Source organism: Amycolatopsis ponsaeliensis (assembly GCF_030182635.1).
Taxonomy (GTDB): domain Bacteria; phylum Actinomycetota; class Actinomycetes; order Mycobacteriales; family Pseudonocardiaceae; genus Amycolatopsis; species Amycolatopsis ponsaeliensis.
In genome coordinates this window covers 141,590-154,277 of the sequence record NZ_JAPZLD010000010.1, presented here as the reverse complement: position 1 = coordinate 154,277, position 12,688 = coordinate 141,590, and the positions used below count along the sequence as shown (strand labels likewise).

18 protein-coding genes are annotated in these 12,688 nt (G+C 71.6%); 12 read left to right on the top strand and 6 right to left on the bottom strand.

The features are described 5' to 3' along the window. The first annotated feature begins 58 nt into the window (after window positions 1-58). Genes QQ657_RS17290 through QQ657_RS17280 form a run of 3 tightly spaced genes read left to right on the top strand, consistent with a single transcriptional unit; the run spans window position 59 to window position 2,168 of the window. On the top strand, window positions 59-556 hold the full coding sequence (locus QQ657_RS17290; RefSeq protein ID WP_284743174.1) for a pyridoxamine 5'-phosphate oxidase family protein: 498 nt from the start codon (window positions 59-61) through the stop codon (window positions 554-556). 13 nt (window positions 557-569) lie between these two features. Further along, entirely contained in the window at window positions 570-1,019 is a 450-nt protein-coding gene (locus tag QQ657_RS17285; RefSeq protein WP_284743173.1) for a VOC family protein, read from the top strand. Between the two features lie 3 nt (window positions 1,020-1,022). After that, window positions 1,023-2,168: an RNA polymerase sigma factor gene (locus QQ657_RS17280; RefSeq protein WP_284743172.1), complete on the top strand. Its 1,146-nt coding sequence runs from the start codon at window positions 1,023-1,025 to the stop codon at window positions 2,166-2,168. Window positions 2,169-2,377: 209 nt separating this feature from the next. On the opposite strand, the gene QQ657_RS17275 is transcribed toward QQ657_RS17280, so the two are convergent. Next, the gene (locus tag QQ657_RS17275) at window positions 2,378-3,199 is read right to left on the bottom strand and encodes an MBL fold metallo-hydrolase (protein WP_284743171.1); all 822 of its coding nucleotides are present in this window, start codon (window positions 3,197-3,199) and stop codon (window positions 2,378-2,380) included. Between the two features lie 69 nt (window positions 3,200-3,268). Here QQ657_RS17275 and QQ657_RS17270 point away from each other — a divergent pair, with 69 nt between their 5' ends. Then, window positions 3,269-3,805, top strand: a complete 537-nt coding sequence (locus QQ657_RS17270; RefSeq protein WP_284743170.1) for a hypothetical protein — start codon at window positions 3,269-3,271, stop codon at window positions 3,803-3,805. Here QQ657_RS17270 and QQ657_RS17265 read toward each other — a convergent pair whose 3' ends face one another. Then, on the bottom strand, window positions 3,806-4,174 hold the full coding sequence (locus QQ657_RS17265) for a VOC family protein (protein ID WP_284743169.1): 369 nt from the start codon (window positions 4,172-4,174) through the stop codon (window positions 3,806-3,808). It abuts the gene before it with no gap. Between the two features lie 60 nt (window positions 4,175-4,234). Between QQ657_RS17265 and QQ657_RS17260 the strand changes: the two genes are divergently transcribed. Next, window positions 4,235-4,864, top strand: a complete 630-nt coding sequence (locus QQ657_RS17260; RefSeq protein ID WP_284743168.1) for a winged helix-turn-helix transcriptional regulator — start codon at window positions 4,235-4,237, stop codon at window positions 4,862-4,864. A gap of 1 nt (window position 4,865) precedes the next feature. Here the strand turns inward: QQ657_RS17260 and QQ657_RS17255 are convergent, their stop codons facing one another. Further along, window positions 4,866-5,714, bottom strand: a complete 849-nt coding sequence (locus QQ657_RS17255; RefSeq protein ID WP_284743167.1) for an SDR family oxidoreductase — start codon at window positions 5,712-5,714, stop codon at window positions 4,866-4,868. Between the two features lie 78 nt (window positions 5,715-5,792). On the opposite strand from QQ657_RS17255, the gene QQ657_RS17250 reads away from it, so the two are divergent. Beyond that, entirely contained in the window at window positions 5,793-6,584 is a 792-nt protein-coding gene (locus QQ657_RS17250; protein ID WP_284743166.1) for a helix-turn-helix transcriptional regulator, read from the top strand. On the opposite strand, the gene QQ657_RS17245 is transcribed toward QQ657_RS17250, so the two are convergent. Continuing rightward, on the bottom strand, window positions 6,565-7,725 hold the full coding sequence (locus QQ657_RS17245) for an MFS transporter (protein ID WP_284743165.1): 1,161 nt from the start codon (window positions 7,723-7,725) through the stop codon (window positions 6,565-6,567). The two genes, QQ657_RS17250 and QQ657_RS17245, sit on opposite strands and share 20 nt — an antisense overlap. Window positions 7,726-7,747: 22 nt before the next feature. Between QQ657_RS17245 and QQ657_RS17240 the strand changes: the two genes are divergently transcribed. From QQ657_RS17240 to QQ657_RS17230, 3 genes are all read left to right on the top strand, one after another. After that, entirely contained in the window at window positions 7,748-8,143 is a 396-nt protein-coding gene (locus QQ657_RS17240) for an MmcQ/YjbR family DNA-binding protein (protein WP_284743164.1), read from the top strand. Between the two features lie 77 nt (window positions 8,144-8,220). Next, window positions 8,221-8,991, top strand: a complete 771-nt coding sequence (locus QQ657_RS17235) for a maleylpyruvate isomerase family mycothiol-dependent enzyme (RefSeq protein ID WP_284743163.1) — start codon at window positions 8,221-8,223, stop codon at window positions 8,989-8,991. A 12-nt stretch (window positions 8,992-9,003) separates the two neighbouring features. Further along, complete coding sequence (locus tag QQ657_RS17230) at window positions 9,004-9,195, top strand: hypothetical protein (protein ID WP_284743162.1); 192 nt, start codon at window positions 9,004-9,006, stop codon at window positions 9,193-9,195. A 22-nt stretch (window positions 9,196-9,217) separates the two neighbouring features. Here QQ657_RS17230 and QQ657_RS17225 read toward each other — a convergent pair whose 3' ends face one another. Continuing rightward, the gene (locus tag QQ657_RS17225) at window positions 9,218-9,544 is read right to left on the bottom strand and encodes an antibiotic biosynthesis monooxygenase family protein (RefSeq protein WP_284743161.1); all 327 of its coding nucleotides are present in this window, start codon (window positions 9,542-9,544) and stop codon (window positions 9,218-9,220) included. Window positions 9,545-9,600: 56 nt separating this feature from the next. Here QQ657_RS17225 and QQ657_RS17220 point away from each other — a divergent pair, with 56 nt between their 5' ends. The 3 genes from QQ657_RS17220 to QQ657_RS17210 are packed head-to-tail and all read left to right on the top strand — an operon-like array spanning window position 9,601 to window position 12,093. Then, window positions 9,601-10,029: a MarR family winged helix-turn-helix transcriptional regulator gene (locus QQ657_RS17220; protein WP_284743160.1), complete on the top strand. Its 429-nt coding sequence runs from the start codon at window positions 9,601-9,603 to the stop codon at window positions 10,027-10,029. A gap of 41 nt (window positions 10,030-10,070) precedes the next feature. Next, window positions 10,071-10,646: a PadR family transcriptional regulator gene (locus QQ657_RS17215; protein ID WP_284743159.1), complete on the top strand. Its 576-nt coding sequence runs from the start codon at window positions 10,071-10,073 to the stop codon at window positions 10,644-10,646. 10 nt (window positions 10,647-10,656) lie between these two features. Further along, entirely contained in the window at window positions 10,657-12,093 is a 1,437-nt protein-coding gene (locus tag QQ657_RS17210; RefSeq protein WP_284743158.1) for an FAD-dependent monooxygenase, read from the top strand. Between the two features lie 5 nt (window positions 12,094-12,098). Here QQ657_RS17210 and QQ657_RS17205 read toward each other — a convergent pair whose 3' ends face one another. After that, the gene (locus tag QQ657_RS17205) at window positions 12,099-12,617 is read right to left on the bottom strand and encodes a GNAT family N-acetyltransferase (RefSeq protein ID WP_284743157.1); all 519 of its coding nucleotides are present in this window, start codon (window positions 12,615-12,617) and stop codon (window positions 12,099-12,101) included. Window positions 12,618-12,688: the final 71 nt, after the last annotated feature.

The following is a 12,688-nucleotide window of genomic DNA, read 5'->3' as shown; positions in this document are numbered from 1 at the left end:
AACCGCCCACGGCTCCGTCCCCGGCACGAACCACAGCCGATCCGACGAGGAGACCGACATGCAGCAGAGCGTCATCGACGAGATCCTGAACCGCCCGCTCAGCCGCGAACTGCTGGCCCGGGACCTGACCCGGCTGGCTTACACGGCCCTCGACGGCACTCCCCGTTCGATCCCGATCGGGTTCACCTGGAACGGCTCGCAGATCGTCCTGTGCACGGCGAAGAACGCCGCCAAGCTGCCCGCGTTGCGCCGCAACCCGGCGGTCGCCCTGACGATCGACACCGAGGTGCACCCGCCGAAGATCCTGCTGATCCGCGGCACGGTCGAGCTGGACGTCGTCGACGGCATCCCGGACGAATACCTGCAATTCAACGGCACCTACGAGATGACGCCGGAGCAGCGGGTGGAGTGGGAGAAGGGCGTGCGGTCGCTCTATGACGGCATGGTCCGGATCGTGGTCACCCCGACCTGGGTCAAGCTGATCGACTTCGAGACGACCTTGCCCAGCGCCGTCGAGGAGCTGATCCAGCAGCAGAAGGAACGGCAGCACGCCTGAGAGGGAGATCATCATGAGTGACGGCCGAGTGATGGCACGGCTGGAACACGTCGGCATCGTCGTCGAGGACCTCGGCGCCGCCAAGGCGTTCTTCACCGAGCTCGGGCTGGAGCTGGAGGGCGAGATGACGGTCGAGGGGCGCGTCGTCGACCTGATCAACGGGCTCGACGGCGTCCGCTCGGACGTCGCGATGATGCGGACGCCGGACGGCCACGGATGCCTGGAACTGATCAGGTACCAGACGCCCGCGGGCCCGACGGGTGACCCGGCCGCGCCGGCGAACACGCCGGGTCTGCGGCACATCCTGTTCGAGGTGGCGGACATCGACGACGTCGTCGGCCGCCTGCGGAAACACGGCGCGGAGCTCGTCGGCGAGGTCGCGCAGTACGAGGACAGCTACCGGCTCTGCTACCTGCGCGGCCCCGCGGGGATCATCGTCGAGCTGGCCGAAAAGGTCGGGTGAAGAGTGGACGAGGTCCAGCTCCGGAGCTTGACGCCGCACGTGCTCGGGATCCTCGTGCGGCGCGGCGCCGACTTCGCGTCGGCGGAGGACGCCGTGCAGGACGCGCTGCTCGAAGCACTCCGCGTCTGGCCGGCCGAGCCGCCGCGCGACCCGAAGGGCTGGCTGGTCACGGTCGCCTGGCGCAAGTTCCTCGACGCGGCCAGGTCGGAGAGCGCCCGGCGGCGGCGTGAGGACCTCGTCGACTTGGAGCCGGAGCCCGGGCCCGCGGCCGCCGCGGACGACACGCTCCAGCTGTACTTCCTGTGCGCGCACCCGTCGCTGACGCCGTCTTCGGCGGTCGCGCTCACGCTGCGCGCTGTCGGCGGGCTGACCACGCGGCAGATCGCGCAGGCCTACCTGGTCCCCGAAGCGACCATGGCGCAGCGCATCAGCCGGGCCAAGCGCACGGTCGGGCAGGTGCGGTTCGACCAGCCCGGTGACGTCGCGACCGTGCTGCGCGTCCTCTACCTGGTCTTCAACGAGGGTTACTCGGGCGATGTCGACCTGGCCGCCGAGGCCATCCGGCTGACCCGTCAGCTGGCGGGCGCGATCGACCACCCGGAGGTCGCGGGGCTGCTGGCGCTCATGCTGCTCCACCACGCGCGGCGCGCCGGGCGGATCGCGGCCGACGGCAGCCTGGTGCCGCTCGCCGAGCAGGACCGCGGCCGGTGGGACACCGGGCTGATCGCCGAAGGCGTGGGGATCCTGCAGAAGGCGCTCGCCCGTGACCGTCTGGGCGAGTTCCAGGCCCAGGCGGCCATCGCGGCCCTGCACGCCGACGCGCCGACCGCCGAGGAGACGGACTGGGTGCAGATCGTCGAGTGGTACGACGAGCTCGCGAGCCTGACCGACAGCCCGGTCGTCCGGCTCAACCGCGCGGTGGCGGTGGGCGAGGCCGACGGACCGCGTGCCGGGCTGGCGGCCCTCGCGGAGCTGGACGACGCGCTGCCCCGGCACACGGCGGTGGCGGCGTACCTCCACGAGCGCGACGGCGACCTGGCGACGGCTGCGCGGTTGTATGCCGAGGCGGCGCAGAAGGCGCCCAATCTCGCGGAGCGCACTCACCTGACTCTGCAGGCCGCTCGGCTCAACACCCGCTTGCGTGGTTGATACCCGCGTTGTGAAGAAGGTGGCGGCCGGCTTGACACGGACCGGCGCGGCTGAAGGATCTCAGCCGACGCGGCTGACGACTGGCTGGCGCCGTGACCAGCCGCAGTCCGCGCGGCTGAGGGACCCGGCCGCGTCGTGATCCGTCGCGGTCGACCCGGGGCCTGAGCCAGCCGACGTCACCCGGGCTGAGTCGCGTCACCCGTCAACCCTCAGCCGAGGTGGTCGTTCGCCCCGCTCACCCACTCGATATAGCGCTCGGCCGACCGGCGGACCGCGCCCTTCGCGTCACCCAGGATCTTGCCGCCCAAGAGACCATAAAGGCGGTCGAACTCGTAGGGCTCGAGCCGGTCCACGATCCGCTGGACCAGGCCCGTCGACAGCGGGATCTTGTTCGGGTAGCTGCGCATGAACGTCACCCAGCCCGCCGCCGCCACCGGCACCATCGTGTCGCCCACCAGCAAGAAGCCGCCGGTTTCGGTGGCGACGTGGGCCACCGCCGCGCCCGGGAAGTGCCCGCCCGCCTCGACGAGCGTCACACCGGGCAGGACCCGCTCGGTGCCGGACCACTCCCGGATCACCGGGTCCTCGCGCCGCACCCACTGCCGGTCGGCCGCGTGCACCAGCACGGGGACACGGCCGAGCCGATGGCTCCAGCTGACCTGGGAGCCGTACATGTGCGGGTGGCTGGCCACGATCACCGCCGCGCCGCCGAGCTCCTCGATCTCGGTCGCGAGCGCCGCGTCCAGGTGGTTCGGCGGGTCCCACAGCAGGTTGCCCTCGGCGGTCCGGACCAGGTGCGTCCACTGGCCGATGCCGAACGGCGGTTCGCGGTTGAACCGGTGCAGCCCCGGTTCCAGCTCCTCGTGCACGACCTCGTGGCCGTCGGCCGCGAGCTTGTCGAGTGTCGTCCACACCTGCCCGGACGCGGGCACCCATTGGCGGTCGTCGGCGCAGATGGCGCAGGTGCCGGCCGGGGGCCGGTCGGTGTCGGGGTGCTCGACCCCGCAGGTTCCGCAGATCCAGATCGTCATGACGCCAGTCTTGAAGCTCCAGCATGGTCGAGGTCAAGCCCGGTCCGGGCCTCCTGGGACAATCCCGCCATGGACTCGGGGACGACCACGCAGCTGATCACCGTGGGGGCGACGCTCGGCGGCGTGCTGCTCACCCTGCTGACCACCACGCTCGTGGAGGGCCGCAAGCTGAAGGCGACCCAGCGCGCCGAGGAGCGGAAGCGCGCGGCCGAGCACGCCACCTGGCTGCGTGACGAACGGGTCAAGGCCTACGCGGGCCTGTCCAACGCCGGCGAAGAGGCCTTCCAGCTGATCCGGTCGGAGTTCGTCGAGCTGGCGGAGAACCGCGAAGAGATCGAGGCCCGCTGGCGGGAACGGCGCAACGAGCTGCGCAAGGCGCACAACCAGGTGGCGCTGTTCGGCACCGAAGAACCACGCCGGCGCGGCAAGGAACTGTGGAAAGTGGCCCGCAACGGGGTCAACGACATCCTCGCCGAACTGGACTCCGGGGAAACGAAGGTGCGGCGGGCCAGCCTAGACCGCGTGCTGACCGGGATCAGCGAGACCGGCGACCGGTTCCTCGAAGCCTGCCGCGCCGATGTCCAGGGCACGACGACGGACTTTTAGTCACGCCGGGCCGGCGAGCCCGATCACGTTGCCCTCGGGGTCGGTGAAGTGGGCGACCACCAGGTCGCGCCCCGGCGCGCGGGACGGGCCCAGCCGGCGCGTCCCGCCGAGGCGTTCGGCCTCCGCCAGCGCCGCCGCGACGTCCGGGACGCCCACGTAGAACACCACGTGGCTCTCGTGTCCCGCGCCGCCGCCAACGCCGCCCGGGATGGTCTCCGTTTCGACGAAGCCGTAGTTGCCCGCATCCGACACCTGGTCCGACACCGGCCCCGAGGTGTCGAACTCCCAGCCGAACAGCTCGCCGTAGTACCCGCGCAGCCCGGCAGGGTCGGTGCCGATGATCTCGAAGTGCACGACCGGATTACCCATGCCGGCCACCGTACGCCGCACTAGTTGTTAAAAACAACCTCAGAGTTGTAGATTGACACCATGCCGACGAGCCGGAGCTACGGGGACGCCTGCGCCACCGCCCGCGCGCTGGACGTCGTCGGGGAACGCTGGGCGCTGCTCGTCGTGCGCGAACTGCTGCTCGGGCCGCAGCGCTTCTCCGACGTCCGCCGCGCGCTGCCGGGCGCCAGCTCGAACCTGGTCACCGATCGACTCCGCGAGCTCGAAGGCCACGGCGTGGTGGCCCGCCGGAAGCTGCCACCCCCGGCGGCGTCGACCGTCTACGAACTGACCGAGTGGGGTCGCGAGCTGGAGCCGATCGTGCTGGCCCTGGGTGCATGGGCTGCCCGCGTCCCGCTCCCCGAGCCGGCGACGCTCGGCGCGACGTCGATGCTGCTGTTCCTCCGCGGCTCCGCCCGCCCGCGCACGGCGGCCTGCTACCGCGTCGAACTGGACAGCCGTGTGTGGACGATCCGCACCGAGCCGGGCCGGCTGACGGTCGAGCCGGGCGAACCCGCTTCCCCGGACGCGACGATCCGGACCGACCCGCCCACGTTGAATGCGCTCCTCGAATGTCCTCAGGACCTCGACGCGGCGATCACCGATGGTCGGATTATGGTCACAGGTGATCTGAAGGCCGTCCGGCGGCTGCTGAAGGAACACGAGGGCTGACTCAAGCGAAGTCCCCGGCGTGGTCGCCAGCCCACTCCGCGAAGCTCCGCGCCGGACGGCCGGTGACCGCCAGGACCGTCTCCGTCGTCTCCTGCGGCCGGTCCACCAGGGCGGCCAGCCGCCGGATCCGGGCTTCGATCACCTCCGCCGACCCGACGCGGCCGAGCCCGCGAGCCTCGAACGCCGCGGTGAGCTCCCGGCGGTAGTCGTCGAGGTCCTGAGTCTCGACGCAGACCGGACGCCCGGCCACCCGGCCGAGTACCGCGACCTGGTCCCGCACCGTGAGCGACTCGGGCCCGGTCAGCGTGTACGTCGCCCCGAGGTGGCCGGACGACGTCAACGCGCACGCGGCGACGGCGGCGATGTCCGCTTCGTGGACCAGAGCCGAGTGCGAGTCCGGGAACGGGTCCCGCACGACGCCGGTGTGGACCGATTCCGACCACAGCAGCCGGTTGGCGGCGAACCCGCCTGGTCGCAGAAACGACCACGGGATCCCCGAGTCGCGCACGGCCTGCTCGGCTTCGCCGTGGGCGCGCGTGATGGCGTCCTCCGACGCGGGATCCGCGCCCAGTGCGGACAGCAGCACGACCTGCGCCAGGCCGCCCGCCCGCGCGAGGAACCCGCCGAGCCCGGCCGTGCCCGCGTAGAGGAACACCTGCGTGACGCCGTCCAGGGCCGCGTCCCATTTCTCCGGCCGGGCCAGGTCGGCCGCGACCACCTCGACCCCGACCGGCAGCCGGGTCCGCTCCGGGTCGCGGCCGGCCGCGCGCACCGCGTGTCCGTCTTCGAGCAGTCGTCCCATCAGCGCGCGGGCGACGTTCCCGCGGGCGCCGGTCACCAGAATCGTCATGCCCGAAGGCTCGTCCCGCGTGGCCGGAACGGGGTAGGCACTGGCGGTACCACCCGGGCGCGGGGTGATGATGGACGCGTGGACAGGGTGGAACTGGGCGGGTTCCTGCGCAGCCGGCGGGACCGCCTGCGGCCCGCCGACGTCGGCCTGGAACCCGGCCCGCGGCGGCAGGCGCCGGGGCTGCGGCGCACGGAGGTCGCGCTGCTGGCCGGCATCTCCGTCGACTACTACGTGCGGCTCGAACAGGGCCGCGGACCGCAGCCGTCGGACCAGGTCCTCGCCGCGCTCGGCCGCGCGCTACGGCTGACCGGCGACGAACACGGGTACCTGCGGCAGCTCGCGCGGCCTGCTCCCCCGCCCGCGCCGCGGCCGGTGCCCGGGAACGTCCTGCGGCTGCTCGACCGCCTCGGCGACGTGCCGGCGATGGTGATCGACGCCGGTTACGACATGGTCGCCTGGAACCGGATGCTGGTCGCGCTGATCGGCGACCCGGCCGCGTGGTCGCCGCGGCGACGAAACCGGCTGCGGCGGCTGTTCGACACCGGCGACACGATCACCGGCAACCGCCTGGACCTGGCTCGGCTGTGCGTCGCGGACCTGCGGGCGAGCGGGCGGTACCCGGCCGAGCCCGCCGTTCGTTCATTGGTCGACAACCTCCTGGAGGAGAGCCCCGAGTTCGCGCGGCTCTGGGCCGAGCGGGAGGTCGTCGTGCAGCGGACGCTGACCAAACGGACCGTCCACCCGGTCGCCGGACCGTTGGAGCTCGACTGCGAGATCCTCGCGGTTCCGGGCCACGAGCACCGGCTCCTCGTCTACACGGCGGCGCCAGGCACTCCGTCCGCCGAAGGGCTCAAACGACTTCTCGCGTGAGCGCCGCCTCGCGCACCCGCAGCGACGGCGCCAGGAACATGACCGAAAAAGTGACCACGACCGCCGACGACAACGCCCAGTGCAGGCCGATCCGCGTCGCCAGCGCGCCGACCAGCACCGGCTCCACCAGGAAGCCCAAGTACCCGCACGCGGCGACGGCGGCTACCGCGCGACCCGGCGCGTCCGCCTGCTTGCGGCTCGCCACGCTCCACGCGATCGGCACGATCCCGGCCACGCCGAGGCCGACCACCGCGAAGCCGAACACCACCGCGACCGGCCATGGCACGAAAATGACCACGGCGAAGCCCAGCACCGCGACCGTGGTCGCCACGCGGACGAAACGCACCGCGCCCGTGCGCGCCACGACCCGGTCGGCGACCAGGCGGACCGCGATCATCGTCCCCGAGAACGCGAAGTAACCCAGCGAGGCGAGCGCGGGCGTCGCGCCGGTGACGTCGGCCAGGTACACCGCGCTCCAGCTGTTGACCGCGCCCTCGGCGACGAACCCGCAGAACGCGATCACGCCGAGCGGCACTAGCGCCCGGCTCGGCCACGCGAACGCCGCGTCGCCCTGGCCGCGGTCGGCTCCGGCCAGGAACAGCGCGCGGCCCCACAACGCCAGCGCGAGCAGCACCGCGCCCGCGATCAGGAAGTGCACCGAGACCGGGACGTGCAGGGCCTCCATCAGAGCGTCGACGCCGGATCCCGCGAGGCCGCCGATGTTCCAGAACGCGTGGAAGCCGGCGAAGATCGGGCGCCCGTAGCCCTCCTCGACGCGGGCCGCGTGCGCGTTCATCGCGACGTCGAGCAGGCTGTTGCCCACGCCGAGCACCACGAGCGCGGCGGTGAACACCGGCGCGGACCACGCGAACGCCACGAGCGGCAGCCCGCCACACAGGACGACCGCCCCGAGCACGACGGCCGCGCGGCTGCCGATCCGGGTGAGCAGCGCCCCGGCGCCCACCAGCGCGACGACCGACCCCAGGGCGAGGCCGAAGAGCCCGGTCGCCAGCTGGCCGGTGGTCAGCCCCAGCTGCTCCTGCACCGCTGGCACCCGCGCCAGCCAGGTCGCGAACGCCGCGCCGCACACGGCGAAGATGATGGAGACTCCCAGGCGAGCGCGTTTCAGTTCCCCGGTCACTTTCGCGATTATGCTGATCGCCGTGGCCGGCTGGGATGACGCCGGCCGGATCGCGCGCGGGCTGCCCGAAGTGATCGAGGACAGCTCCCGCGGGCATCTGGCCTGGCAGATCGGCAAGAAGGGCTTCGCCTGGGAGCGCCCGTTGCGCAAGGGCGACGTCGAGGCGCTCGGCGCGCGGGCGCCCGACGGGCCGGTGCTCTGCGCCTACGTGCCGGACGTCGGGGTCAAGGACGTGCTGATCGCCGACGACCCGGCCGTCTTCTTCACGACCCCGCACTTCCGCGGCTTCCCCGCGATCCTCGTCGAGCTCGACCGGATCGACCTGCCGACGCTGGAGGAAGTGCTGGTCGAGGCCTGGTTGTGCCGGGCGCCGAAGCGGCTGGCGAAGACGTGGCTCGAAAATCGACGAAGCCAGTAGAGTCCGCCGTCGCCGCGGTCGGCTCGGGCAGCTGAAAACGACCCCACGGCCGCCTCGGTCCGGACTATCTTGGCCGGGTGAAATCCTTGAGCCACGATCGGCTGGCCGAGGCGCTCGTCGCCGAGGCGGAGGAGTTCGGGATGGCGATCGAGGGCGCCGCGCCGGACGCGCGCGTCCCGACGTGTCCCGAATGGTCGCTGCAGGACCTGACCCGCCACGTCGGGCTGGCCTACCACAAGTCCGCCGCGATCGTCGCGAGCCAGCCCACCGGGTACGTGCCGTTCGACGCGGTCGCGGTCGATGATCCGCCGGACTTCGACGCTCTCGGCGAATGGCTCGTCGACGGCGCGGAACGGCTCGTCGAGGCCGTGGCCGACGTCGGCCCCGAGACGCCGACGTCGACCTGGACGCCCGATCGCCGCGCCGGGTTCTGGACGCGCCGGCTCACCCACGAGACCGTCGTCCACCGCGCGGACGCCGCGCTCACGACCGGTGCGCCATACGCGGTCGACGCCGATCTGGCCGCGGACGGGATCTCCGAAGGTCTCGACCTCGTGGCCGTTTTTTCGCGGCTGGAGCACCCGGCGATGGACCGGACGGCGCTGCGGGGCGCCGGCGAGACCCTGCTGTTCCGGTCCACCGGGCCGGACCTCGGCTGGCTGGCCCGGCGGACGGCGACGGGTGTCGAGGTGAGTCAGTCGGGAGACGACGCGGACGTCGTCGTCGAGGGCCGCGTCGCCGACTTGCTCCTCGCTCTGACCGGGCGCATCGCCACGGACGACCGGCGGTTGACGATTTCCGGCAACGCGGGCCTGTTCCGGCATTGGCGGGAGAACACGAAGTTCTGAGGCGCTCGCTCGGTGACCGTGCTGCGGATCGCCGGCGTGGTCGCCTGGCCGGACACGGCGGTGGTGGCGGTCGGCGAGGACGACTACGGCGCCGCCGTCACCCTCGCCGAGGAACGCGCCTGCGGCCGTCCGTTCCTGCTGTCCACGGTGGCGGACGGCGTCCCGCTCGGCGACGTCAAGGGTTGCCGGTACGTCCCGGGGTGACCGCGCTCGACGTGCGCTGACGTCAGATGTGGTGCACCGACTCGACGGTGTAGAGCTGCGGGTCGGCCGTCGAGATGGCCAGCGCGGCCTGCATGTGTTCCTGGCACGCCGGGTCGGTGAGCATCGCGCGGAACGCGTCCGCACTCTCCCACTGGGCGTAGTTGACGACGCGGGTGCCCTCGGCGCCGGCGTGGATGTTGGCCGCGACGAAGCCCGGCCGGTGCCGCATCACCTCTTCGGTCGCCTTGACCAGCACGTCGACCAGCTCCCGCTGGCGCGCGGGTTCGACGGTGAAGACGTTGATCAGGGTCGCCAGCTTCGCGTCCGCGTCGATGGTCGTGGTCGTCATGAGCCCTCCTCGATGTCAGGGTCCTTACATCAATCAGTATGTGTAAGGTTCCTGTCATGAGTCAACCCTCGACCGGCGATCGGCCCGGCTACCTGATCAAACGCGCCCAGCAGGCGTTGAACCAGGCCTGCACCGACCGCCTGCGGCCACTGGAGCTGTCGATGTCGCAGTACGCCGTGCTGCGCGCGCTCGACGACCACCCCGGCGCGTCGTCGGCCGAGCTCGCGCGGATCACGTTCGTCACCCGGCAGTCGCTGCGGGACGTCCTGGGCGGACTGCGGTCGGCGGAACTGGTGACCGTGGCCGAGCAGGCGAGCACCGGCCGGGCGCGCCCGGTGGCCCTGACGGCGTCCGGCCACGCGAAGTTGCGCGCCGCCGAAGACCTGATCACGCAGGTCGAACTCGAAATGCTCGGCGACCTGTCGGCCGACCAGCGGCGCTACCTGGCAGACCTGCTGCACACCTGCGTCGAGAATCTGACTTGACGACGGTCGTATAGTCGGTTCCGACCAATAGGGAGCGACTAGTGCCACCACGCAAGATCCGCAACACCCTCGCGCTGGCCCTGCTCGGCCTGCTGCTCGAACGCCCGATGCACCCGTACGAAATGGCGTCCACGCTGCGCGAGCGCTACAAGGACAGCAGCTTCAAGATCAACCCCGGCTCGCTCTACGACACCGTGGAGTCGCTGGCGAAGCACCGGTGGATCGAGCCTGTCGAGACGGTCCGGGAGGGCAACCGGCCGGAGCGGACCGTCTACGCACACACCGAGCTCGGTCGCCAGGAGTTCATCGCGTGGCTCGACGAACTGGTCCGCGAGCCGGTCGCGGAGTACCCGAAGTTCGTCGCGGCGGTGAGCTACCTCGGCGCGCTCGGCCCGGAGCGCGCCGCCGACGCGCTGGAGGAACGCGCCCGCCATCTCGCCGACCGCATCGACGGCGCGAACACCGCTCTCGACGAGACCGTCGGCAAGGGGGCGCCGCGGCTGTTCATGATCGAGGTCGAGTTCGTCCGGCACGCGTGGCAGGCGGAGCTCGACTGGGCCCGCGCCACGGCCGCCGAAATCCGCTCCGGCTCCCTGCCCTGGCCCGACCACTTCTGAGGGGAAACTCGTGCTCGAAACCGATGTCCTCGTCGCCGGCGCCGGACCGGCCGGCCTGCTGCTCGCCGCGGAGCTCGCGCTGGCGGGCGTCCGCACGACGATCGTCGAACGTCATCCCTCGCGGCCGCCGTACTGCCGCGGGTTCAACCTCAACTCGCGTTCGCTGGACCTGCTGGCCCGCCGCGGGCTGGCCGAACGCCTGGTCGCCGAGGGCCACCAGGTGCCGCACGCGCCGGTCACGGGCCTGCCCGGACCCCTGTCGCTTGCGGACGCGGCGACCGACCACCCGTTCTCGCTGGGGATTCCGCAGACCCGCGTCGAGGAGGTCCTGGAAGGGTGGGCCGCCGATCTCGGCGTCGAAATCCTGCGGGGACACGAGCTGCGGTCGTTCACGCAGTCTCCGGAAAGCGTTTCCACTGTCGTCCACAATGGACAATTCGGCCGCACGATCACCGCGAGCTTCCTGGTGGGCTGCGACGGCGGGCGCAGCACGGTGCGCAAGCAGGCCGGGATCGACTTTCCGGGTGTCGACGCGCGTTGGTACGCGCTGCTCGGCGACGTCGAATGCGAGCTGCCGTACGGGGTTTCGACCGGGCCGGACGGGCGCACGGTGTTCGTCATCCCGCGGCCGGGGTACGTCCGGATCGTGGTGCGGGAGGACGACCCGCCGGCCGACAAGTACGCGCCGGTGACGCTGGAGCGGCTGCAGGCGCAGGTGGACGCGGTGCTCGACCGGCACGTCGAGCTGCGCGAACCCCGCTGGCTGACCCGGTTCGGCGACGCGGCGCGCTTGGCCACGCGTTATCGCGAAGGCCGGGTGCTGCTGGCGGGCGACGCGGCGCACATCCACCCGCCGGCCGGGGCGATCGGGGTCAACGTGGCGTTGGACGACGCGTTCAACCTGGGCTGGAAGCTCGCGGCGACGGTGCACGGGACGGCCCCGGACGGGCTTCTGGACACGTATCACGCAGAGCGGCACGCGGCGGGGTCGCGGATTCTGGCGAACACGCAGGCGCAGGTCGCGCTGGAGGAGGCCGGGGATGCGCCGTGGGCTGATTTGATGCGCCGGATCGCCGCGCATCCGGCGGGGAACCGGGCGTTGGCGGAGATCGTCACTGGGTTGGACGCGTGTTATGAGCCGGGTGGGCATCCGTGGCTGGGTCGGCTGGCTCCGGATGTGCCGTTGGTGGCGGCTTCGGGCGAGACGCATTTGGCCGCGTTGCTGCACCCGGGGCGTCCGATGCTGGTGGATTTGACGGGATCTTTCGCCGGCTGGTCGGCGGCGGTCGAGGTGGTGGCGGCGTCGAGTCCGTCCACTTCGGACATCGACGCGGTGTTGCTGCGGCCGGATGGGCATGTGGCCTGGGTGGGTACGAGCGGTTCGGGCGATGACGGGCTTGCGGAGGCGGTGCACCGCTGGGTGGGTGCCGTTCCGGTCTCCGCGTAGGAAGGTCAGCGCGGGCGGTTCAGGACCGCTCGCTGCTCGACCCTTCCGTCCAGCGTGAACCGGCTGTGCGGGGTGAATCCGAGCTTCTCCACCACCCGCGCCGACGCCTTGTTCGCCGGCTCGTACACCGCCAGCAGACGGTCCGCGAACCCGGATGAGAACACGTGGTCGCGGACCGCCGTCGTCGCTTCGGTTGCGTAGCCCCTGCCCCAGCCCGAGGGTGCTATCCACCAGCCCATCTCCACCGCCGGCAGCCCCAAGCCCGACTCCGTGGGGCTGCGGCTGACCAGCGATACCACTCCGTCGAACGAACCCGGGGCCGCCGATACCGCAAACCAGCCGAAGCCGTGGGTGTTCCAGTGCGTGAGCGTCGCCTGGTGCTTGGCCAGCGTGTACTCGTGGGTCCACGGCTTGCCGGTTCCGACATAGCGGACCGTGTCCGGGATCTGCGCCATCGCGAACAGCCCGTCGAAGTACTCCTCGGCCCACTCGTGCAACGTGAGCCGTTCCGTGGTGATCAGCACCGTCCTGAGTCTAGGTGGCCCGTCCACCGATTACCGCCGGTCACCTGGGTAGCCCGTTCGGCCTATGGTCC